The sequence below is a fragment of the Ignavibacteriota bacterium genome, assembly GCA_016212665.1.
Classification (GTDB): domain Bacteria; phylum Bacteroidota; class Ignavibacteria; order UBA10030; family SZUA-254; genus FW602-bin19.
Genome location: JACREZ010000006.1, coordinates 26,217 through 51,604 on the forward strand (window position 1 = coordinate 26,217; position 25,388 = coordinate 51,604).

General features: G+C 44.0%; 15 protein-coding genes. 1 reads left to right on the plus strand and 14 read right to left on the minus strand.

Translation table 11 applies throughout. The annotated features are described in order from the left end of the window. The 3 genes from HY960_01955 to HY960_01965 all read right to left on the minus strand — a co-directional run bounded on the left by HY960_01955 (position 1) and on the right by HY960_01965 (position 9,048). On the minus strand, positions 1-2,550 hold the full coding sequence (locus tag HY960_01955) for a hypothetical protein (protein MBI5214497.1): 2,550 nt from the start codon (positions 2,548-2,550) through the stop codon (positions 1-3). Positions 2,551-2,791: 241 nt separating this feature from the next. Next, complete coding sequence (locus HY960_01960) at positions 2,792-8,134, minus strand: T9SS type A sorting domain-containing protein (protein ID MBI5214498.1); 5,343 nt, start codon at positions 8,132-8,134, stop codon at positions 2,792-2,794. A gap of 674 nt (positions 8,135-8,808) precedes the next feature. Then, the gene (locus HY960_01965; GenBank protein ID MBI5214499.1) at positions 8,809-9,048 is read right to left on the minus strand and encodes a hypothetical protein; all 240 of its coding nucleotides are present in this window, start codon (positions 9,046-9,048) and stop codon (positions 8,809-8,811) included. An 18-nt stretch (positions 9,049-9,066) separates the two neighbouring features. On the opposite strand from HY960_01965, the gene HY960_01970 reads away from it, so the two are divergent. Continuing rightward, positions 9,067-12,579 carry an alpha-amylase gene (locus tag HY960_01970; protein MBI5214500.1) on the plus strand — a complete coding sequence of 1,171 codons (3,513 nt, stop codon included), beginning with the start codon at positions 9,067-9,069 and terminating at the stop codon, positions 12,577-12,579. Positions 12,580-12,651: 72 nt separating this feature from the next. On the opposite strand, the gene HY960_01975 is transcribed toward HY960_01970, so the two are convergent. The 11 genes from HY960_01975 to HY960_02025 form a co-directional block, all read right to left on the minus strand. Continuing rightward, positions 12,652-12,987, minus strand: coding sequence for a DUF2442 domain-containing protein (locus HY960_01975; protein ID MBI5214501.1), 336 nt, complete (start codon positions 12,985-12,987; stop codon positions 12,652-12,654). 10 nt (positions 12,988-12,997) lie between these two features. Then, complete coding sequence (locus tag HY960_01980; GenBank protein ID MBI5214502.1) at positions 12,998-13,258, minus strand: DUF4160 domain-containing protein; 261 nt, start codon at positions 13,256-13,258, stop codon at positions 12,998-13,000. 171 nt (positions 13,259-13,429) lie between these two features. Further along, positions 13,430-14,551, minus strand: a complete 1,122-nt coding sequence (locus HY960_01985; protein MBI5214503.1) for a hypothetical protein — start codon at positions 14,549-14,551, stop codon at positions 13,430-13,432. After that, positions 14,541-15,437 (minus strand): hypothetical protein, encoded by an 897-nt coding sequence (locus HY960_01990; protein MBI5214504.1) that lies wholly within the window; start codon positions 15,435-15,437, stop codon positions 14,541-14,543. Before HY960_01990 ends, HY960_01985 begins: the two co-directional genes overlap by 11 nt. Beyond that, complete coding sequence (gene pgsW, locus HY960_01995; protein MBI5214505.1) at positions 15,434-16,564, minus strand: poly-gamma-glutamate system protein; 1,131 nt, start codon at positions 16,562-16,564, stop codon at positions 15,434-15,436. Before pgsW ends, HY960_01990 begins: the two co-directional genes overlap by 4 nt. Further along, positions 16,561-17,052: a poly-gamma-glutamate biosynthesis protein PgsC gene (gene pgsC / locus HY960_02000; GenBank protein MBI5214506.1), complete on the minus strand. Its 492-nt coding sequence runs from the start codon at positions 17,050-17,052 to the stop codon at positions 16,561-16,563. Before pgsC ends, pgsW begins: the two co-directional genes overlap by 4 nt. Further along, the gene (gene pgsB, locus HY960_02005; GenBank protein ID MBI5214507.1) at positions 17,042-18,217 is read right to left on the minus strand and encodes a poly-gamma-glutamate synthase PgsB; all 1,176 of its coding nucleotides are present in this window, start codon (positions 18,215-18,217) and stop codon (positions 17,042-17,044) included. The genes pgsC and pgsB overlap by 11 nt, the downstream gene beginning before the upstream one ends. Positions 18,218-18,224: 7 nt before the next feature. After that, complete coding sequence (locus HY960_02010; GenBank protein ID MBI5214508.1) at positions 18,225-21,923, minus strand: T9SS type A sorting domain-containing protein; 3,699 nt, start codon at positions 21,921-21,923, stop codon at positions 18,225-18,227. Positions 21,924-22,183: 260 nt separating this feature from the next. Continuing rightward, the gene (gene ggt, locus HY960_02015; protein ID MBI5214509.1) at positions 22,184-23,863 is read right to left on the minus strand and encodes a gamma-glutamyltransferase; all 1,680 of its coding nucleotides are present in this window, start codon (positions 23,861-23,863) and stop codon (positions 22,184-22,186) included. An 86-nt stretch (positions 23,864-23,949) separates the two neighbouring features. Further along, entirely contained in the window at positions 23,950-24,384 is a 435-nt protein-coding gene (locus HY960_02020) for a single-stranded DNA-binding protein (GenBank protein ID MBI5214510.1), read from the minus strand. 98 nt (positions 24,385-24,482) lie between these two features. Continuing rightward, positions 24,483-25,376 carry an NHL repeat-containing protein gene (locus HY960_02025; protein ID MBI5214511.1) on the minus strand — a complete coding sequence of 298 codons (894 nt, stop codon included), beginning with the start codon at positions 25,374-25,376 and terminating at the stop codon, positions 24,483-24,485. Between the last annotated feature and the right edge of the window lie 12 nt (positions 25,377-25,388).

Consider the following 25,388-nt stretch of genomic DNA (forward strand, 5'->3'; position numbering starts at 1 on the left):
TCAGTACGTCACGTTCATTGACTGAAGAAGATATTTCAAATAAATCGAAGTTGATTGCGTGTAATCGAAATAGGCATACACAGCGAAGACACAAAGGATGAGAAGCAAAACACCGCCGCTATAGACCTTCATCGGCTTTACATCATAAATGATGGAAATGCCTTTGAGCAAACGGAGAAACACCCAAACCGAAATTAAAAAAATAATTGCAACGACAGCGTAAACATACGTCGGACTTTCCATCAACCGGTACAATATCATTGCAATCGGGATGAGAACGATGTATGGCAACATGGACCACATTGTCACAGAAAACGCGTGATAAAAATGTACGTGCGCCCGAACAGTAACAGCACATGCCCTCACGAACACAGCAAGCAGGACAATCTTCACTGCGATGAGAAGCGAAATCATGAGAATGAATTTCGATGGCATCCACACAAGCCGCACAAACCATTCTTTGATTGTGTCATTCAGGAATTGGCTGAGCATGTTATCGAGCAAAATACTTTCGCGGTAATGAGTAAACACGCTCGAAAGTATGATTGACCACGTCACCGAATAGACAAGCACCAACACAATTGAATGAGTCCACGCGACAACACGTTGGTCGCGAATATCGGCAAAGAAATTATAACTCCGCATCAATGCCCTGTTCACGCTTTCCCTGAAGCGGCGGTTGCCATTATAGAAAAACGCGAAACTAATCAACACAATCAGTCCGGCAACGACATAAATAATCGGCGCGCTCGGAGAGAACTTCCCGAACGAAAGCGCCTGCACTTTATCTCCGCTGTATAACGAACGGACAACATCGAACGCAACCCGCTTTTCCCGTTCATAACTGACAATTCCCATCGTCTGCATGTACGGGTCGGAAGAATATGTTGTCAGCGCAGGTCGGTCACCGCGCCAATCCGAATATGACCACAGAATTCCACCTGCAATCTTCACCTGCTTGATGAGTTCCACACATTGTTTGATGTAATGACCTTGTGCTTCGAGTGAACGAGGGTCGCTGTAGCCGTTCCGGTTTCCCTTCTCGATTGTTTTTCCGTAACGCGCTAACACAATTGGTTTGTTCGTACTTGCAGAACGATATTGATTCAAAACGTTCCGTAATAGTTCAGGTTCGGTTTCATACCCATTCACGGCAATGATATCGACAAATTCAAAACAGGGTTCGTTCACTTTCCGGCTTGCAAAATAAACCGGTCGGTCATCCAACGATTTGATGATACTTCTTGCTGTGCTTACATACTCACACTTGCCGCCCGCTTCTATTTCAAAATCATCTCCGATTCCCCACGCGAGCAACGACGCGTGTTGTTTATCCCGTGCGACCATCTCCTTCAAATAGGTGACCGCGATTTCCTGAAAATAATCTTTCAGCAAAATTTCATTCGGGACTCCAACCAACGGAATATCTTCCATCACAAGCAAACCGTATTGGTCGCACAGTCTGATAAGATACGGATGCGGCGGATATGGAAACCGGACAAGATTCGCTCCGAGCGACTTGATACTGACAATGTCCCGTTTCATGACATCGTATGTGAGCGCAGAACCGTACGACGGATGGTCTTCGTGATAGAAAATTCCTTTCAGCGTTGTCTGATTGTTGTTGATGTACAACTCTCCCGCTTTCCATGTGAACTGTCGAAGTCCCACTTCTGTTGTGAACTCGTCAATCGTCTCCGGTACACCGGCAACATCATGAATGATTTTACATTTCACCACATACAAATCGGGAAACTCCGGCGACCAAAGTTTCGGCTCGTTCAACGTTAGTTGTGTTTCGATGATGTACGGTTTGTTCTTCTGAAAATTCAACGGCACAACTTGACTGCGTCCCGCAAGTGAATCCGTTCCCGCATGATATGCTTCAACAACAAATCCAGTTCCGCTCGATTGTTCGCTTTCAGAAAATCCTCTGTCAAGAATTTCCGGTTTGATTTGTAACGTCGCTACGCGTCCATCCTGTGAAATGATATAGTTGATTTCTGCCTCATCAATAAACAACTTCGGAGTTGCTATGATGAACAGGTCGCGGGTAATTCCTCCGTACGAACGCCACCCGCCGACTTGCTGTCGAAGCGGCAATGTTGTCTTCGGTGTCAGTTCATTATCAACCGAAATTGAAATAACATTTTCGCTCCCCGCCTGTAACACGTTCGAGGGAATCGGGACGACGAACGAAGAGTAGCCACCCAAATGCCGACCGATGAGCGTTCCGTTCATCGTTACTTCGCTTTGATAATTAATGCCGAACGCCACCAACTGAAACGTGTAAGCATCCAGCATCGAAGATTTGATTTCGAAGTTACGCTCAAATGTAACTTTGTGGATAGCATCGTATGCACTGGGAATCATTGTCTCCGACCATTCGGTTCCGTCAAGTGAGTAACGCCACTGACCGGATAAGTCAATTTTGACGCGGTTTGGCGAATCAAAAAATGCCGCGGCACTGCTTCCTTTTGGAGATGGCTGTCCATTCTCAAGAAACTTGATTTGCGGGAAAATTGTGCAGGAAAGGCTGAAAATCAGCAAAACGGTAGAAAAAATCCTACACGGGTATCGTATTATGGATGAAACCTCGATGGTATTAATCAGAGCTAATGATGAAGGTTGTTGATTTCAAGCAATATTTTAGGCTTACGGCGTTAAATATAATAAAATAGAGAGGCGAAAGCAATGAAAAAGTGACATCCGGAGAAAAGAAAATGTGGTGCAGGGAAGAAACCTGACACCACATTATACTCCATGTAATTACCTCCACCCTACATTGAAATCACTTGGTCAGAAGCATCTTCTTCGTCTGGTTGATAGTCGAGAGTACTCCGGTCTCTTCATCAACTACTAATGAAGTCAACCGGTAAAAATATACGCCGGAAGTAAGACTGCTTGCATCGAACTGAACATCCCAAACTCCGTCCGAATAATCTTCCGCATCAATCACTGTTGCGACTTCCTGCCCCAGCATGTTGTAGATTTTCAACGTGACAACTGATGGTTGAACAAGTTCGAACCGGAATGTTGTTGACGGGTTGAATGGGTTCGGATAGTTTTGTGAAAGAGCGAACTGTTCCGGCGTTAGATTATCAACCCATGGATGTTTTACACGCGGTTGCGGAGATGGGTTTGCCCGGAGAATTGAACTTGTATGAATACTTCTTACGCCAGCCCATTTCAACTTAAGACTATCAAGGAATCGGATTGTATCAAGCGCACCAGAACATTCTTCATTGATTTTCCTGCAAACTTCATTCAACCGATTAAACTCAGCCGATGTATGACCTTCCCAGTTCGTCATGATTCTTCCACCTTGCTCGACAATTGCCGCTGTTGTTAATCCGCACCAACTGTCATCTTCACCATCATCGAAGAGAAGGTCTGCAAATCCCTGAGGTGTTTTATTCCACTCGCTCGCCGCAACATTGATGGCAAGCGCCAGCATGTTCGCAACCAATTCGTTATCATGTTTTGATGGCGGAAGAATTTTATTCAACTTGGTAATGCGCTTTTCATTTCCTTTGAAGAAATCAAGACCACGCGGTATTCCCGTGTGAACGTTCGGAACTTTCTTATCATACAGTGTAGCATTGATGTCGCTTCCTTTGAACGGGAGAATGTAGCCTTTCGTTTTCGGTGAACCGACAGATAACGGGACATTCGCTTCACCGACAATAATTCCCGTTGCACTACCTGCCGCTTTTGCTTGAATGTACAATTCATTGTACATGTTTTGAATGTTCGGCATTTGTTGATTTGTCTTCGTTCGTGCGACTGCCTTCAATGTTGCCCATGCTCTCAACGAGTCTGCTGTGAAGGTACGATACGTATTCGTGCTGTCCGAGATTTGGAACAGGGCGAAGTTCTTTCCCGAAACATCCATTCCGCTTGTTGAGGTAACGGCGTGGTTTCCACTCATAGGAGAGCGGACAACAAATCCTGCTGGTGGAATGACAGTGAGTGTATGATTTGCGGGACCAATCGAGGAAAATGCAAACGAGCCATCGCCTGAACTGAATTGAGGCGTACTGCCGGAATCAGACAAAGTAAGTTCTACACCACTCATCGCTTCATCCGATGCGTCTTGTACTCCATTGCCGTTGTAATCGCGGAAGACTGTTCCGCTGACATTGTATTTCTTGAAGTTGCCAAAATTCTTATTGGTTTTATCCGCGCCCGGAACAGTGCCTGAAACTGCTTCGAACGTATAGATTCCTGAATCAGCAGGCAGAGTGAATGACCATCCCGATTGAAGAACTTCACTTATTGTATGACTTCCGCCTTCGACATACGTTTCATAGAATCCATTCGAATCGGAGATAAATGTTCCGCCACCGTTCCCGCTTATGTTAATTGTCCAACCTTGAAGCGGCGGCTCGCCGACATCTTTTACTCCGTCACCATCAATATCCTCAAAAACATAGCCGTTCACTTTCGGTTTCTTGAAAAGGAGTTGAGTTATTGTAACGTTTTGTCCGCTCGTTGCAATACTAACCGTGTCAGGTTCGAGTCCGTTCGAGACAATCCAACCGTTCGGGACATTAATTTGCTTAAACACATATTGTCCGACATCCAAATCCCAATATGATTTTGAAGCAGTTCCGCTCCCAATCGTAGAGGAATCAATCCGCACTCCGTTTTTATAAACCTCAAAATTTACAAACACGCCCGCGGGTAAAGAATAATCAGTACAAATATCACAATCAAAATAATTCAACGCTTCGTATTTGATAATACCAAACTTGAAATTCCCAAAGTTTACAATCGCCGTCGGCGAACCCACAGAAATAGTAATCATCTCACAGGTAGAAGTTGTCGCTTTATATCCGTCTTGCAAAACTTCAGAGATGTAGTAAGTGCCGGGAGGTAAGCCAATCAAATAATTTCCATTTGCATCTGTTGTTGCTGAACCGATGACTTCTCCGTTGCATGAATCTTTGTGAACTTGAATTGTCCAGCCAGAATATCCGGGTTCACTATCATCAATTCCGTTGCCGTTCACATCATTAAATTTTTTACCACTCACAGAGCCAAAGAAAGCACCGAAGTTTACAACGTCGTCGTCAAAGTCTGCATTATTATTTAAAGTAAATTTTCCTGTAGTTGCAGCATCTTCCGGAGTAGTAAATCCGTAATCTGGAAGGACTACTTCAATTTCATACGTTCCAGGGATGTTTACTACTTCAATTCCGAAAAGATACATGCCATTATTATCAGTTGTTATTTGTGCAATTTGCTCACCATACCGATACAAATTAACAGTTACACCTTCCATCGTTGTGTCAGTACCATCATGTAATCCGTTACCATCAAAATCCTGAAACAGTTCTCCCGATATACTCCCACCTTGGCACGCACATGGGTTGGCACTAATTGCAAAATTATCAATCGCCCAGCCGCCCGGGTCAGGCGCATACACTGCATCTGAAAATGCAACATACCGGAATTGTACATGAGATGAGCGGGTTACACCCGGGTAATTTGCATCGGTCATTTTCAATTGACAAAATACCCAACCTTCAGGAGTTAGTTCATCTTCATTCGAAGTCCAAGAAGGCCAATCATCTGGATCACCTATAAAGAAACTATCCGGACCTACATAACAGGGTGGAAAATCACACATTTGGGTGTATCGCGCATAATGATAGAGAGATTCATCGTACCAATTCAGACCATTCGGATCGTTTAATACTCCGACATGTTTCCACGTAATTCCATCTGTTGTGTACTGCACAAAACTTCTATCCCAGTTCCACTCTGTTCTCATCGAATGGAAAAATGAAATATATAAATCTGTCCCTGCTCCAATGTTCGTAAGGTTAAGCCACGGCGAGGTCAAAATATTTGCACCCGGATAATTTGTTGAATATCCTTGTGTACTTGCATACGCGCCTTCTGTATAAGTTGAGATTCTATTCGGTCGTTCCGTTACCATCGAAGAGCCGGAGTACGGTCCATCGAGTTTTGTGAATGTGTTGTTGCGTACCCAATCCCCTGTCCGAGTCCAGCCTTCGTCACTTGCATCCCAAGTGAATACTCTATCCGCTGTTAACGGGTCACCCGGAATGACTGTGAAAGTCTTAAATGTAGTATTATTTGAATTATCAATATCGCTTAGATTTGTTGTGACATTAAGTGTTACACTTCCTTGTGTTGAAGAAATCCAGTTATCAAATGTTACGGTAACTGAGGAATGTGCCGGAATACCTGAAACTGTTTTTACATTTGAATAACCATCAGTACATGTCAACGAGACAGTGAATGAACCTACTGCCTGATTGGAAAAATTCTTGATAAGCGATTTCGGAGTAACCGTCACTCCCAGAGGAATAAGAGTCCCTGCATATCCTGTCTGAAGGGAAACGGGACCAATATCAATCGGCATCAACGGCATCGTGCTGATAAATTCGTATGCGCCTGCATCGGGTGTTGAGTCGCGGGGAGTTCCACCAAAGTCATCAGTGACAAGTCCGGGTTTTCCAATATCTTCAGCGGTCGAAGGTCCGGTTGAAACAGTCAGGTCGCTGTTAAAATTGATTGGACCGAAAAGTCCGTTCGGATTAATTCCTGCATTAAGCACACCGGCAACCGTTGCGTACCCTTCGACATAATATCCGGTCGAGTAAATTGCATTGTTATCAAATGTTCCGGTTCTGGTTATCCCGCGAGTCTTCGACGAATCCCCTCCTGTCATTTCGTTGGAGAACGCGTTGTTATATGCAGAGGTAGCACCATAGATACATGTTGAATACATCGAAGCATCCGAAACTCCGGTTAAGCGAACTGAGTTGTGATTGACATATCCCGCAGGACCACGAATTCCTGTAATCTGGCTCCCTGATCCACCTGGATTTGAAAGCCCATACATAAGATTATTGAATACTTTCGCGCCGATATTCAATCCAAGATTGAATGAATAAATTCTTGTGCCATACGTCAGAATCCCTTCTCCTGCATTTGCATCGGTTCCAACATTCCGGATAATGTTATTTGAAAATGTTCCGGCATCAACCAACAGCCAGTGCATTCCGGTCGCCTGTCCATAACCGTGTAAGAATGGTGTACCCCAACTAAACACATATTCATCATCGTACTCCGAATATGTATTGTTCCAATACCACTGCAGGAATGTTGTGCCATCAATAACATTGTCATGAAAATCCACATAATATGTAAACGTCGCCAAAATACCGATAACAACCGGGTCACCGAACGCGCCACCGATACGGCAATGTGAAATTGTAACATCTCCTGCAGAAAGGTTCATCTCACCATTCAAAAACTTCATTCCGTATGTTGCACCGGTAATTGTGCATCCATCGAATGTGAGTCCGTAACTTTCGTACGGGTCAGAATCCGACGTAAACACAAACACTCCGGATCTTCCTTCCGTCTGATTTGCCCACACAACATTATTGACGTGACCTTTGATGTGAGCATTCTTCACCGCGATATTTTCACATGCGTTGGTGATGTACACCGTCGCACCAAATCCGTCTGATAACGGAAAGGGTTGCGTAGCATCCCATTGTACCATGAGACTCGCGCCGCCGGAATTCAAACCATCAATGGTAAAATTTTTCGCGTGGGAAAATGCAAATCCTTTTCCGTTCGTCGCGGAAGAATAAAAATTGATTGTGACTGCTGTTGATGGTGCAGGTTGAATGGTTACGGTGAAGTCATCATTCCCTGCATACGAACCGATAACAATTCCGGCAAACTCAATGTACGACGAAGCAGTAAGTTCAAACGTAACGTCATCGGAAACACCGACATAATTGAGAACGGCAATCGCAGCGCTGATGTTGGGAAAATCTCCGGGGATTTGATACGTGCCTGCAAGCGGCGTCGTAGCGGAAACATCTTTCTGTGGAGTGACGTGCGCGTACTTCATCACATCCGCATTCACTGTTCGGGCGGAACTCCTGGCTTTGTTGAGATGAAACTCAGATACATCCGAGTCGGTCAACTTTTGAGGAAGAGTAGTTTTTGTCAATCTCTTCTTCTGACCATTCCCGATACCGGAAGAAGGTTGCACACCAATTTCTTTTCCGGCGTATGAGAGTGTAAGAACAAAAATAACTAATGATGCCAACGAGAAAAATAACCTGCGACGTTTCATAACGTACTCCTTTATTGATTTTGTTTTTTTACTCTGCCACCGCTACGATGTACATCCAAACTCACCATAGAAGTCGGCATACAATTACGGAGAAATTTACTGTTTTATTTTTGGAAAATCAATAGATCAGCAGGTTTTTTCAGAAATATTTTTCGGAAAATCGGAGCGGTGGAATATTGGAGTAATGGAGTTTTGGAGTTTTGGAGTGATGGAGTAAAAAGACAAGCCAACTCCTTCATTTAATTCCCCCATACTCCATTTCCCCGGCAGTAGTTATTACTCCTATACTCCATCACTCCTTTTTGATAGGAGGTCACAGACCATGACCTGAACGTTTGTGTCACAAATGGAATATTACACCCAAGTATAGGAGAACCACAGCCCGGAAAATCAATAAAACGATTAAAATAGCACGTTTTAGCTATTTCGTTCTACGCCGGATGCCTTCGTTGGTTCCAACCAATGCCTCCGGCGTACGCCGAAGGCACTGGTCATGCCCAACCAGCCCTACCGGCGCACGCCGAAGGCACTAGTTATGCCCAACCAGCCCTACCGGCGTACGCCGAAGGCACTAGTTATGCCCGACCAACCCTTCCGGCGTACGCCGAAGGCACCGGTCATGTCCAACCAACCCTACCGGCGTACCGACCAAGGCATTGGTCAAGCCCCAAAACTCATTCAGACGCACACCGCCATTGTTCGTCATGCTCTACGCTCCCTTCCGGTGTGCCAACAGAGCCGCTTGTTATTGCCAACAATCCGTACTGGCGTATGGAAAACCGGATTGGTGGAACAATGGAGTAATGGAGCGTGGAGTTATGGAATGAAAGAGTTGGTCCGTCTTTATACTCCAATACTCCATTACTCCCGAACTCCATACATCCGTTAATTCTTCTTGTTTTGTCAGTCAACATTCCTTACTTTTGACACGCATGAAACCACTCTTTGAATTTCATATCAACCGCGCGGCACGAGTCAAGTTCGCGTTTGCCGATTCGTTCTTTTCAACTCGCGGCAATGTTGTCTTTGCAAATTTTCAGGCGGCACAATCCTTCGCCGAACAAATCAATCAAGCAAGAACAGAAGAGCAATCATTTGTTACTCCCGCGCACATCAATGCGATGGGTTTGCTCCACGAAACGATTCACCAATTATTGGAAGTCTATCGTGAAGAGGTGAACCCCGATGTGTTCTTGAAGTGCGAGCAGTTTCTGACCTCACATCTTGGTGAAGATGCTGTTGCCAAACTTCTTCAAACAGTCACGAAGGTATTCCCACCCCTTCCGGTCTTTCAAAGCCACCAAACGCCGAAAGAATATCTCGACGGGTTTTCCGGTTCGATGTCGAACAAGCATATCATGCTTGAAGAATTGCTCCTCATTTATCTTCAAAACCAAAATCCTTCGCTCCGTTCTGTCCGGGAATTGATTGATGATTCTGAAATAGCAAACCAAAGTTCCTACGTTCAGGCAATCAAACTCATCGAACAATTTTTTGAGAAACAACCGACATTCGCTTCCGAAGAACTGCCGCTGTTTCAATTGTTGCTCGAACCAATCAAACGCTCTCCCGATTCCATCATGGATCAGCTTGCGTTTCTTCAGTCGCGCTGGCAGTCGTTCTCTCCGAAACTTCGATTCAACTTTTCCTTGCTTCAGGCGATTGATTTCATCAAAGAAGAAGGAAAATATTTTCTCTTCAAGCAACAGGCAGAAGCGGAACGAACCATCACACCTACAATTGAAACGCCTTTCTTCCCTACCGGATTTACGGAGAAGGAATCTCCGCCCGTTCCTGAATTCAAAACAGAAATAGTTGAAGCGGAGCCGGAAAAATTTTCTCCCGATTTGAGTTGGATGCCGCGCCTCATTTTGATAGCAAAGAATGCATTTGTCTGGCTCAATCAACTCAGCAAAAAATATTCGCGCACCATCACGCGGCTCGATGAAATACCTGATGAAGAACTCGACCGGCTTTCCTCGTACGGCATCACCGGCTTGTGGCTGATTGGCATCTGGAACCGGAGCGCCGCTTCAAAACGCATCAAACATCTGCACGGAAATATTGATGCGGAAGCCTCCGCGTATTCACTGGAAAACTACAACGTCAGCGACGAACTCGGCGGCTACAAAGCGTATCTGAATCTTCGTGAGCGGGCAAAACATCGCGGCATCCGGTTGGCGTGCGACATGGTTCCGAACCACATGGGAATGGATTCCGATTGGGTGATTCATCATCCCGACTGGTTTGTGCAAACGGATTTTCCGCCGTATCCGAATTATTCGTTCAACGGTCCCGACTTAAGCCACAATGTTCGTGTCGGAATTTTTCTTGAAGACGGTTATTGGCGACGCAGCGATGCCGCAGTTGTGTTCAAGCGCGTTGATAGATTTACGGGAGATGTGAAATATATGTATCACGGCAACGATGGAACCAACATGCCGTGGAACGATACCGCACAGTTGAATTTCCTGAAAGCGGAAGTTCGTGAAGCAGTCATTCAAACTATTCTTCACGTTGCAAGAATGTTTCCTGTCATCCGTTTTGACGCGGCGATGGTGCTGGCGAAAAAACATTTCCAACGATTGTGGTTTCCGCAACCGGGAACGGGCGGAGCAGTTCCTTCACGCGCAATGTTCGGTTTGACAAAAGAACAATTCGATTCGTTGATGCCAATCGAGTTCTGGCGCGAAGTTGTTGACCGCGTTCAGCAGGAAGTTCCCGACACGCTTCTCCTCGCAGAAGCATTCTGGTTGATGGAAGGATATTTTGTCCGCACGCTGGGAATGCACCGCGTCTATAACAGCGCGTTCATGCACATGTTGAAGAAAGAAGAGAACGCGAACTTCAAGCAGTCAATAAAAAATGTCATGGAGTTCAATCCGCAGATTTTGAAGCGGCATGTCAACTTCATGAGCAATCCCGACGAGGAGACAGCGATTGCACAATTCGGAAGTCACGACAAATATTTCGGCGTCTGCATCATGATGATTACGCTCCCCGGCTTGCCGATGTTCGGTCACGGGCAAATCGAGGGCTTCACGGAAAAGTACGGAATGGAATATCGCCGCGCGTATCACGACGAATTCCCTGACGGGCATCTTATCTGGCGGCATGAACAGGAAATTTTCCCGCTTTTGAAAAAGCGTTACCTCTTTGCCGAGGTGGAGAATTTTCAGTTGTTCGATTTCTTCAATGATGATGGTTCGCTGAATGATGATGTGTTTGTCTTCAGCAATCGTTTCGGAAACGAGCGTGCGTTAGTTATTTACAACAACGCGTACGAACGTGCAAGCGGAACAGTAAGCATCACTGCCGCCCCGCAACTTGTGGACGGAACAATGAAGCAAACAAATCTCACCGACGCGCTTCAACTTTCATTCAATCCCGATTCGTTCATCATCCTCAAAGATGAAATATCGAAGTTTGAATATCTTCGTCCCACAAGAGAAATGTATGAGCAAGGCATTTCATTCCGTCTGGATGGATTCAAAGTTCATGTCTTCCTGAATTTCAAAGAAGATTTTGCATCAGAGGAAAAGCCGTATCATCAACTTGCAGAACGATTGAACGGGAACGGCGTTCCATCTATCGAAGAAGAGTTGGCGCATCTCCGACTTGAACCGCTCCATCACCTCATCAAAAATTTGTTGACGGAACAAACGCTTGCGACGTTACACGTTGGAAGGAAAAAACGTAAGGCATCTGTTAAATCGCTCAGACTGTTACAAAACAATTTCAATGAGATGCTCAACGTAGCAAGAACGTTTGACAGAAAATTCACTCAAAAAGAAAATCGGCTCGAACTGTTGGATTCAATGTATGCTTCGTTGCTGGAACTGACGTTCGACGAAACAAAACCTTCAAAGAAATCGGTAGTTCCTGAGACCTTGAAAGCATCAGTCAAACAACGCCTTGCAACTTCGGGCGAAGCGGAACATCGCGGTTGGCATGTCGGAATCAGTTGGATGTGCCTGCATCATCTTACCTCGCTACGCGCAACCGAATCTGACATCATCAATGATTGGAAAATGGAGCGAATCTTCACGCAGGCATTTTCTAAACTTGAAACACAAAACTCATTCAGAGAGTGCGAACTTGTAAAATTGCTCGTCGCGTTCTCGAAGAAACAAGAACCATCGTTCACCACGCGACTCACAAAATTATTCGATGAACCTCTCGCCGAGCAATTCATTGGCATCAATCAATGGCAGGATGAGTTGTACTTTAGTAAAGAAAAATTTGAGGAATTACTGGATTGGTTGATGATTACAGAAGCAGTGACCTTGATTGCTCAGAAAGAAGCTTCTTCTCCCCCCAAAGAAGTATTGCAAACATTGTTTGAAGAAACTACTGTTGTAAGAGATCAGGCGGAGAAGGTGGGATACAGGTTTGAAGAATTGATGTTGACGTTGCAAAAGACATATACAGGGAAAGAATTGTAAGAACTATCGAATTCATATCATTGCATTATTTTTCGCTGTGTAAGAATTTACTAACACAGAAACAACTGCAACTCATTTCTTTTTCTTAACAGAATACTTCCTCTTCCCTTCCATAACTGCAACTGCTTTTGCCGAAGTTTTTCGATAAGCATAATTGTTCTCCATCCATGCAGGAGTTAAATCTTCAATCAGTACATCAGGGTCAATATCCGCGCCGTTTTCCCAGACAATTGTGCCTAACTCTTTATCTACTCTGACAGTGCGAAAGTACTTGGGATTATTTTTTATCTCCTCAAATATAGGTCCGTGTAAGAATGGTTCAAGGTCAATAGTTTTTTTTCTTCCGTTGGTCAATTCTAATTCAACGCGATAGTTACTAAGAACCTTTACATTTTGTATGCGAATCATAATTTCAATTTTATCTAAGAGGTTTAATGGGTGTTGCAGGATTTCCACTCTGAACTACATTCCAGTTTCTCAACAATTCGTTTCTGTGTTCAAAAGCCCACTCAAGAACAAGCGATAACGCCCTTCTTGGTAGTTTACCTTTCACGACTTCCAATCGTTCAATCGAAATCTTCGCTTCATCATCACCATATCGTGCATGAAAATGCGGCGGTCCATGGTCATTGAAATACATCGTAATTATTACGCCGAAAAATTCGCTTACTCTTGGCAATGGAATTCCTTTTTATTTGCATTGTACTAATTCATGAAGATAAAAACAATTTTAACATATAAACCCTGAATCATGAATCTTGAATCTTGACCTTGAATCTTGAATGTTGAATCGTAAATCTCACTCCCCAACTTACCACTATCATTGTTCTCTCTTAACAAACGAAGCGGTCTAAAATCTGAACAAGTACTCAACCCCTAACCCCACCTGATGCGATTGGTAACTTCCCGCGTCGCTTGTCTCTTCGAGGTTGGTTGTGTTTTCTTCCCAAAAATAGTTTAACGAGAGGTTGATATTTTTCAACACCGTGTATTCGATCTCGGTAAAAATTTTGTAGAAATTGTCTTTCCTTCCGAGATGAAATTTATCGGTTGGCTTTTCCGAAGTGTAGGATTGAGATTCGTACACAACAACAAATTTCCATTGGAGGGGTAGTTTTGTTGCCCGTTTCAACTCCACTTCCGCTCCGGCATTGAAACGATGTGAATAGTTGGTAACGTCGGCAATGTTTGTGTCCGGATTGTCGCTACCGTCCGCTTTGGCATTGGAATATGTGTAATCGAGATTGAGTTTCATCGCTCTCGTCAGTTTGTAACTTCCATCGAGCGCAAAAACGTTTGTTGTGCTGTTGCGTTCTTCAAACTCCCGGTTGTACGATGTCTGTTCAATATCAAACTGAAGCGAGGAAAACAATTTCGATGTAAGATTCCCGCCGATTTCAAACTCAAGCGAATTCTTCTTCAGCGATGCCTGAACATTTTTCACATAGTTAATCGAAGATTTGGGATAACTGTAATCTTTGTACTGAAGATTCCTGAGATAATATTCAGGAAGTTGAGAGTAACCGAATGAGAAATAATATTTCTTCAGGAATCGCTGTCGCGCCTCGAAGCCGAATGAAGTATAATTTTTGATAGGGCTATGTGCATAGAGCGAACGCGCCATCCTGAAACGGAATGTAGTCGGATTGTTTGTGATAAACTCTGTAGAAATTCCGCCCCGTATGCGAAGCGCAGTAATAGCATCGTCTTGTTTATCAATGGAGAATTTTTGTTTTAACAATCGTGCATTTCGAGCACTTGTGTCAAGTGCGGCACGGTATTCAGTTTCAAAGTTGTTAAACTTCGACAAATCTTTCGCAGAGTAATCAAGAATATTGTCGTTATAATACTGCGTCACTCCGAGAGCACCGGAGATTCTGCTTTCTACTCCCAACGAATCCTCCTCCTGTGCAACACCGAAAAATGAAAGAACAATGATGAATGAAAACGCAACTGCAAACTTATTCTTCATTATCCAAATCCGATTGTGGAATGGAAAACTTTAACCCGACTGCCTGCGCAAGAGATTCATCCAACTTAAACTTGTATGTATGTTCTCCATCCGGCACATCGAAGTAGAACGAATTCGCTTTTCCGGGAATGACATCTTTCAGTTCCTGAAATATTACGCCGACCGATTTCGTCGTCGAAAGCGGTTTTGTCAACACTTTCTTCTCCCCTTCCCACATCGTCACGGTAAATTTTTGCCCGCCTTTCATCTTCTCATCGTAGCACAACCGTGCGCTGATTTTCATTCTTGTCGGACCAACTACACGAACTTTTACGTTGTGATTGTTCGAGTGAATGTAGTATGTAATCAGTTTTTCCTTCACCACCGCTGTAACAACTTTCTCGTACGAGAGCGCTTCGATAGTAACAAGTTTCTTTTTAATTTTTGATGGCGTGTAATAAAACTTCAGTGCGGCTTCTCCTGCAACCGGTTCATCCAAGCGAAAGACATACGTGTGTGTTCCTTCCGGCACATTAATGGTGAATTTTCTATTCTTGCCGGAAACTAAATCACTGTTCTTGTACGGGATAGTTGATTTTTCCGTCTGCGTGGAAAATACTTTCACTTCTTCCGAACCTTCGAGCGCACGCACAGTGAACCGTTCAGAGGCGTTGCTTGATTTTGCAAATGCAAGCCGGTTCAAAACTTTCAACTTTCCCGGTCCATCAACTTCAATCGTAATGGTGTTCGATTTTGTCAGACGGTAATACGTTCGTTCTTTTCCGCTCATCATCAATTTCACACTTTCACCGTGAAGCGGTCGCACCGTAATTGTCTTTGCTGCATATCCTTGCAACGTAGCAACAAGGAAGAGAAGAAAAATAAAAAAATATTTGTTCGTGTTCATACAGTTTCCGGATTCGTTTGTTTGACTGCTGTTCGTTTTAATAAATAGTGTTTGACATCAATGCGAATAAAAACAAATAACACAATCAAAAGAAATATAGTCAATATTACAGTGTTCGTAATCGAATATCTGTGTTTAAAAAAAAGCGAGCCTTCCCCGAACTCCGGTTCCTTCTCTACAATTTCCAGAGGTAAGTCGTACCGCTCGGCAATTTTTTCTACCTGCAATAAATTAATGACCGGAATTCCATGCTCAGCCATTCGAACGATAACTGCGCGAACGGGAAAGTTTTTTATTGCAAGATGCTGTGTCATACCCGGAGGAACAAGACGTGCGTTTTGTGAACCGCCGATGGATGCAACCCCGCCACCGATATTCACATACCCGGCAATCGCTTGTCCTTTGCTGAGCGTATCATACATCGCCATACGTTTCACAATGTTGTTTTCTAATGTCGCCTCATCAAGCAAGTGTACATTGTTTCTCCTGATTGCATCAACGATAAGTTCGCGCCCTTCGGGTGAAAGACCTCGCCCGTTATCCGCACCGCCTCCAACCGATGCTGCAGAAGATTTGAAGGAGAGAATTCCCCGTTCGTTTAATACTCGTTCCATATCGAGCCAAGTTAACGCGGGTAGATTCGCTCCCCAATCGGATGAACCGACTGACGTAATGATGATTGGTTTCAATTCTAACGCTGCGCACGCGGCAAGAAATGAAATGTTCCAGCCGGGAAATGAGCCGGTCATACCAACTGCAATCGTGCTTCCTTTTTTCACTTTTGCTTTGATGAGCATATCAACAAATGCCGCCGCATAGTTCGGATTTGTTGTGAGAATTTTTGATGTCACAATTCCCCGGTCGGAAGTAATCGGTGTTCGTTCCTGCCCGATGATTCCTGTTCGGTATGGGTCGTTCTGAATATCAACTTTAATTCCGAGCGTTTGTGAATAACTTTTGATTGCTTCACGCGCGACAAGCGAAAGTTTCGCCGCTTGCAGTTTCTTATCGAAATGCGGTTGACGTTCCAACTGTGCCGTTTGCTCTGCGAGATAAAAAATCAACAGAGAAAATAACGCAAGCCCGGCAAGCATCACTTCACTTGCTTTTCCATCTTTCCATTTCATATTACCCATTCCTCATATAAAAAAACTTCTCCGCCGGTTGTAATCATCAACACTAACCGAATGAACACTGCCACAATCAACATTGTCGAAATTGTTTTGATGACGCCCTGACGTTCCATCCAGTTGGCAATCAGCCCGGGAATAATCAAGCCGATGGTGTGCAGTTCAAACGACATGAAATTTGTTTGGATGATTAACAGCTCTCGCGACAACCAACCGAAAAGAAATCCCAGCAGAATCACCATCACGATTCTTCGGCGACCATAGATAAACATGTAGTTTGAAAAAAACTTCAGCGTGAAGAATGTAATCAAACTGACAAGAATTGTTCCGACAATTCTCAACGGATGATGAATCATCAGAGCGATGTATCCCGGCACGACCATGCCGCCGGCGGCAATGCCAAGTGTTTCCGAGAACACCAGACTTAAGACCAATCCTATACCAATGGATTGGAATACTATTTCGCGAGCAGATTCAGTAAGCAATTTCTTTCCCTCGGTTAGTAAAGTTCATAACGATTTCTTCTCCGAAACCGACTATATTGCCGATTCCGATAACTATTGATTTACGCGGCGTTAGTGATGCCACGTATTGAAAAATTTCCTCGGCAGAGTCACCGCCTTTGTCTGCAATTTTTGATTTAGGAATATCCAGAGCGAGCGCACGATTGTACAGCACCGTTGTGGATTCTCCTGCCAGAATAAAATGGTCGGCGCGAATTCTGAATGTGATTAATTCCGCGAGCGCTTCCGTGCGCTGAACTCTGTCCTGCCGACTGTTGACGATGACAATAACTTTCTTGTCTTCTGAAAAGAAACTCTTCAACATTTCCCAAATAACAACATACGAGTCCGGGTCGTTTGCCGCGAAACCGTTGACAAACTCGATTTCTTTTTCGTAGTAATGCACTTTGAATATTCTGAGAACGCCGGGGTCAGGAATCGCACGCTGCATTCCCAATAACGCTTGCCCGCGTGGAACGCTAAGATGTTCGCAGACAGCAAGCGCCAGCGCAACGTTGTCTTTGTGTTCAAGATAGGAAAAGCCTTGCATCATCGTATCCGTAACATCGGCGCTGACCGTTCGGACTGCTTTGCTGTTTCGTTCTTCTGCGACCGTACACATAACAGGAAAATATGTTTCTTCTGCAGTGAACAACACACTATTCGTCGGCGTCGTCTGTGAAAGCGAACGTGCAACATCTTCTACCGTCGGTCCCATTTCATCCAAATGGTCGGCACGCGCATTCGTAATCACTCCGACTGTTGAACGCACCATTTGCTTTTCCATAATGATTTGATTCGGAGGTAGCACCGCCATACATTCGACGACAAGCGCATCCACATCCATCGCAACAGCTTTGCGAAATACTTTCAGTTGTTCGATGATGTTCGCTCGTCCGACTCGTTCGATAGGAATTTCCGTTCCGTCGGGGTAAATGTACCGCGGTTTGGTTCCGGTTGTTTTTCCGAGCGTTCGTAATCCACCTGCCTGCAAACCACCGGTAATCAATCGTGTAACAGATGATTTGCCGCGCGTTCCATTGATAAGAATCCGAATCGGAACTTTATCAATGTTTTGCTGATGACGACGGAACTCCCAGAATCCGTACACCGCAAGGAGAACGATGAGTAAGCCGACTGCAATCATTGGTGTATTACTTTACTAAGGTTAATTGTTTTGAATCTCTGAACAGTAAAAATCCGCTTTCAACATCAAACGCATGAAGCCGGTAAAAATACACACCACTCGGCAGTGACTTTGCATCGAAGGTTTGTGTGTGTACTCCAGCTGTCAGTTTCTGCTGAACGAGTTGTCCTACTTCTTCTCCGAGGATATTATGCACCGTCATGTACACCAGCGCATCTTGCGGAAGATTGTACTGTATCGTTGTCGTCGGGTTGAACGGATTCGGATAATTTTGACTCAACAAAAATGTGGTTGGATGTTGAATCGCTTCCTTTGTCCCGATGAATAATTTCAACGCCTTTTCCGGATCCGATTGTAACGTGACAAATCCATCAGACCGGAGATTGAGTGGTTGAGTGTTCGTAATTCCCCGAAATGATAGAGTAGAGTTCATGAACGTTGCGCTTCCTTTCCATGATAAAGTTACAGGATATTCCGCTCCTCGGATGTGAAGAGAAAATTCGTTTGTTTGATTATTCGTCGGATTGATAATTTCCAAAGAACGTTGCGATGCAAACCGAACATCAAATACTCCGCTCGGAGGAACGGGCGGGAGTTCGTTACTCGAATTGAACAACGCTGGATTTGTGCCCAATGCTAAGTTCCGTTTCCTTCCTTTTGCATCGGTAAATTGTAATACTAACGATTCTTCTTGCTTATTGTCTGATTCAGTTCCTCGTGGATTGTTCTTTCCAAGAAGAGTATTTCCCAAAATGAGTTGTCCGCTTTGGTCAAGTTTCACCCAATATGCTTTGCCGGGCTTCAACGTATCTTCTGAAAAATATCCTGCTGATTGTGAGAAACCATAAAAACTTGAAACAATCGAAGAAGGCGCGACAGGAACGACTTGAGCAATCAACAAAGGAGTAGAAATTCCACCGATTAAATTCCATCGCGCATTGACATCAATCGTATCAGAATTTATCACAGCGCCACCAAGCGGTAGTTGCTGATTGCCTGAAAACTTCATCCAATACCCTGCGCCACTTTGCAATGTATCTTTGGATATGTAACCGCTCTCATAAGCGAACGCTTGGGAAGCCGCTGATGGAAAAATTGAATTCTTCCGCATATCATTTAATCCGACCGGAACGGACGCGAGATTCCATCCATCCTCAACAGAAATATTTGTAATAATTGAACCGGTTGTATCTAACACAGTGACGGTAACGGCTTCACTGTCTGCCATTACTCCATCCGAAGCAATGAAGAGAAGGAAATAATTTCCAATGTCCGAGTACGTCGGCGACCATGAAAAACTTCCGGTCCCGTTTCCGTTATCAACAAAGGAAGCGGAGGAGGGTTTATTGAGGAGTGTAAACGTCGGAGTCAGTAAATCCGGGTCATTAGCGCTGACTCCGAACGATAGCGATTGGTTAAACACAAGTGACTTATTTCCAATCGCCGTTAAAACCGGAGGACGATTTGTAACTGTAATTACAATTTTTTCAGAATCAACGAGCGAACCGTCAGATGCTTTAAACGTCAGATTGTATGTTCCGTTTTGCGCATACGTCGGCGTCCATTGAAAAGAACCGTTACCATTTCCGCTATCAGTAAATGTCGCACCGGAAGGCAATCCCGAAACCGTGAGAGACGGCATTGTTCCGTTTCCATCTGCAGATGCAATGTTCAATGAAAGAGTTTGAGTTACAAGAAGTGATTGATTTCCAATCGCTGATAAGACAGGCGCTTGATTCACAAACGAGTAGGTCGTATGAAATACTCCGGTCGAACCGGTTCCAACATACACATTGATTGGATTCGCATTGTCACACTCAAGAACATAAATTTCTAAATCCGAAAGTCCATCGTTCATCGGCAACCAATGGCTTCCGCTATCAGCGCTGACAAACACACCGCTTCCGAACGTTGCAGCAAACACAACTCTTCTGTCAGTTGGATGTCGAACTATCGAACGAACCGAATTAACTGAAGCAATCTTTGAAAGTAATGTCCAACTTGCGCCGGCATTGAAACTCTTATACACCCGTCCGCTATCCGAACCGACATACACGATATTTGAATTTCCGGCATCAACAGTAATTGTTCTGATAAAACTATCTTGCAATAAAAATCCATTTGCATTGGTGATGTTTGTCCAATTGCTTCCGCCGTCAGATGTTTTGTAGAGATAATTTAAATCTGTTCCTGCGTAAATGACATTCGGATTCGCTTTGTCAATCGCAATCGAACGAATCGAAGTGCTGAACGGGATTCCGTTATTCGATGCCACCCACGATGTGCCGCCGTTCGTTGTTTTGAACACGCCGTTTCCGGTTCCGGCATACGCAATACTCGCATTGGTAGGATGAGCAACAACTGCACGAATATATTTATTGATGACTGTCGAATCTGAAACAACCCAGTTCGCTCCTCCATCCGTTGTCTTGAACACTCCGGTTCCATAAATACCTGCGTACAGAATCGAAACATTATTTGTCGTTGTAAGCGATGTAACCGAGTTAGAACTTGTCAACGTTGTTGCCGTATTCCACGTCGTTGCGTGATTTGATGAAAGCCAAATCCCATCGCCGAAACCATTTGCGAGCACGACATTTCCATTTGTAATAACTTTAATATCGCGGGCAGAGACACCCATCATTCCGGTGTTTCGCGGTTGCCATGTCTTTCCTGAGTCAACGCTTCCATAAACTCCCATTCCTTCAGTAGCGAGCAACAGTTTGGATTCATCAACATTATCAAGATGAATGTCGTTGATGATTGCCTGAATTCCCGGAAGCCCCGTTCCTTTGGGCCACCCATCTGTTACATCGCCGAGCGAACGACGATAAAAATCACCTGCCGAATCAGTTCCCGCATATCTGAATGCTGTTCCAAAAGCAACAGCACTTGTATTTTTATCGGTCATCGGGTTCGTTGTCCCGCCGCCGTTAATCTCTGTCCAGTTCAACCCGTAGTTTACAGATTTGTAAACACCTTTCGATGCAGTACCGATGATGAGACTATAGTCAGGATAATTTCGTGAAAGCGCAATGGACATGACGGTACTTCTGATACCGATGTTTCGTTGCACTTGCGCCCATGTTACTCCACCATCTGAACTTTTGAACAACGCGCCGCCGGAAGCAACATCAAGAATCGAACCCCCAACATAGATTGAATCAGGTGCGTAAACCTCGACTGCACGTAAGTGCGTCATTGTCATTCCAGAAACAGGGTCGGTCACCACATGATTTGTCCATGTCGTTCCAAGGTTGGTTGATTTATAAAGATTCGCACCATACGTTGCCGCGTACAAAAATCCTGTTGAAACATCATACGCGATATCTCTGACTGAATTAGGAGTTGTAACGGCAAGCGTCCAAGAAGTACCGCCGTTTGTTGATTTGAACACGCCATCGTTTGTTCCGACAAACACATCGTTATCGGAAATAGCGAGTATTGAACGAGCATACGTGTTGATAATTCCCTGAGAGCGGTTGAACCATGACGCGCCTCCGTCCGTGCTTTTATACACGCCCGAACCAAACGCCGCGGCAAAAAGAATATTTCCGCTCACCGGAGATTGAGCAACTGCCCGAATATTTTTATGATTAGGTCCGCTTCCTGTCCACGACTGCGAATGGAGAGAAAAACTGATTGTGAAGAGAAGAACCGCAACCAATGCGCTTCTTCCAAAATTGAACTGTAGATGAGAAAGCATCACTAAAACCCGTAACTGATAAAAAGAACTTCTTTTATTTTGAACTACAACTGATGAACAAAAGACGTCCCATGAAAATATACAGAACATCTTTGTTTCGCTAAAACATTTCAAAGGCTGTGCCAATAAAACGTTGGAAACATAAACACATAATCAAGACAATTAATAGATTTGTAGAAAGACTTTTTTTTCTGTGTGGAATTCATGTCACACAAGTTTATGATTAGGGCAGGAAGGTGTGGAATGGTTGGGACAAAATCTCAGTACCCGAGTGCAACTCCTCCTTCTCTTCTGTCGGCTCCGCTCCAATACCAACCGGTGAGCGGGTCACGAAACAACGCCTCAACTTGTGCTAATGAATAAGGTGGAAACATCATGTTGTGTCCTTTCGCTCGAAGATTTGCAATGACATCATTCGGAAGAGCATACGGTTCAAGCATCAAAGAATCAGGATACAGTTGATGATGAAAGCGCGACTCGTTCACTGCACGCTCGACGCTCATCTTAAAATCAATCACGTTCACGATTGTTTGAAAGACAGATGTTATGATTCTCGGTCCGCCCCGAGCGCCGAGTGCAAGAAACGGTAGGCTGTCCTTCACAACAATTGTTGGCGCCATAGCGCTTACCGGTCGCTTTCCCGGTTCGATTGCATTCTTTTCCGTTCCGACAAGTCCGTACAAATTTGCAACTCCCGGTTTTGCTGTAAAATCATCCATGATGTCATTCAACAAGAAACCCGCACCGGCAACCGTTACTTTGCTTCCGAATAAATCGTTCTGCGTGTAGGTTACGCTCACGACATTTCCTTCTTCATCTGCCACAACGTAGTGCGTCGTGTTATCACTTTCTTTTGTTTGAAAAATTCCATGTTTGATTTTTTCAGCAGGAGTTGCATTGATTGAATCAATATCAAATTTCAATTGAGAAAGATAGAGTTGCGAAAGAAGTCGGTCGGTGGGAACAGAAACGAAAAGCGGGTCAGAGGCAAATTCGTACCGGTCGGCAAAGGCGCGCTTCATTGATTCCGTCATCAAATGAACGGAACGGGAAGAATGAAACTCTGTCGAATCTAGTGTAAATCCTTCCAAGATGTTCAACATCTGTATCAAAGCAATTCCGCCGGAACTTGGCGGCGGCACCGAGAGAATTTTGTACCCGCGATACATTCCTTCCACTGGCTGACGAATTTCCACTTTATAGTTTTTCAAATCTTCCAGCGTGATAATTCCACCGCCTCGCTTCATTTCTTCAACAAGCAACTTTGCTGTTTTCCCTTTGTAGAATTCATCGCTCCCGAACTTCTGAATGCGTTTCAACGTCGCTGCTAATTCCGGCTGACGAAATGTATCTCCTTCCATCAGCAATGTTCCCTTTGGTGCAAACACTTTTGCAGTCGGGGGAAATTGAAGCATCGCATCTTTGTACCATTCTAAGTTTGATTCAAGTCGTCGGTCAACAACAAACCCTCGCTCCGCAAGTTTGATTGCCGGCATGATAACATCCTTCAGTTTTTTCTTGCCGAACAATTCCAACGCTTTGGAAAATCCGGCAACTGTTCCCGGCACACCAACAGAAAGATGCCCGTTGATACTTTTATCAGAAACATTTCCAGAATCATCAAGAAACATATTACGAGTAGATTTTGCAGGTGCAGTCTCCCTGAAATCTATCACGGTCGCATTTCCATCTTTCGTCCTGATGAGCATGAATCCTCCGCCGCCAATATTCCCTGCTTCAGGGAACGTTACTGCAAGCGCGTACCCAACAGCGACTGCCGCGTCAATTGCATTTCCTCCTCGTTTCAATATTTCAATCCCCGCTTCCGATGAGTGTTGATTTGCGGAAACAACCATCGTATGTTTCCCTCTCACCGCGGCGTACATGTTTAACGAAAAGATTCCAGCGAGAGTCAAACAAAGGAAAAATTTTTGAATCATAGTTTTGAATCGAACAGAAATAAAAACGCGTACCGTGAAAGCAAGTCTTTGCGCACGGTACGCGTTTCAATAATTATGAAAGATAATTAGAATGGTAAATCATCTTTTACCGATGGTGGTGGAGCGTAATTATCATCAAGTGGCGGCGGTGTTGGAGTTGAAACTCCGCTTCCGGATTCTCCACCTTTCGAATCAAGCATAATCAAGTTATCAGCAACAATTTCTGTCGTGTAACGTTTTATGCCTGTATTTTTATCATCCCACGAACGTGTTTGAATTTTCCCTTCAAGAAAAATCTTACTCCCTTTCTTCAGATATTGCCCACAAATCTCTGCAAGTTTCCGCCATGCGACGATGTTGTGCCATTCAGTTTTTTCCTGAAGATTTCCACTTTCATCTTTCCATCGCTCGTTCGTTGCGATAGAAAACTTAGCGACGGCAATTCCCGACGCTGTATAACTCACTTCAGGATCTTTTCCTAAGTGACCAATAAGTGTTGCTCTGTTTAATGAATATGACATTGGATTTCTCCCAATTAGTTTTAGATTTTGGATTTAATTTTTGACAAAGATAGCAGTTTCATCAGAATTTGTCAAGCGAAAAGTGTGGAAAGTTGAAATTATTTTTCTTTTTCTTCGATGAACAATTTCTCCCTCTCATACTCAAACAACCCTTGTTTAGTAAGCACGAGTACTTTCTTTTTTGTAAAAATTGCTTCAACTGCCTCACAAAGAACATTTTTAATACTTTTGCTTAACGAACTGTCCACTTCAAACTTCCCAAACAAATTAAGCCTGCAACTATCAACCACAACAAGATTTTCTTCACAAAGCCCAATCGCCTGAAGTTGAGCAAACATGTTTTCAGGATACGTTAGTACGTAATTCCCGAAAATATCAAACACAACGATTGCGTTACCATCAAGAACATATACTTTATCATCGTCTGAGATTCTCATCTTTCGGGGATTTTGCAAACGTCCTTTCCCTGCATCAATACCACCAAAGGTTCTTTCAACTTCATCACCTTTCAGTTTGATGATGCGAATGTTTTCTCCGTCTATAATGTATAGCGCGCCGAATCTATCAACCGCGACACTTGCCGGATAACCAAATCGTCTGTTTTGATTTTCTTCATCCCGCAAACTCAGAGTTGAAACGTAATTGAGATTTCTATCAAATCGTTGAATGCGATGATTGCCATAATCAGCGACATAAATATCAAGTCCGTTTGATGTAAAAATATCGGAAGGTTCGTCGAAAGAATCATTGCTCCATCCCTGCCCGCCAATTTTGTGAATGAGTTTTCCTTCGGGAGAAAATTTACATACTTCGCTCGTCCCTTTATCAAGCACAAAAATATTTCCCGACGGGTCAACAGTCGAAGCAACCGCATCCTGAAACTTTCGCTCGAAAAGATTTTCTCCGCCTGATTGCTTCTGCGAAAATATCAACCCATAGAAACAACCATAACCAAAGCAAAGGTATAACAATATTTGATAAAATTTATTCACGATTCAAATAAT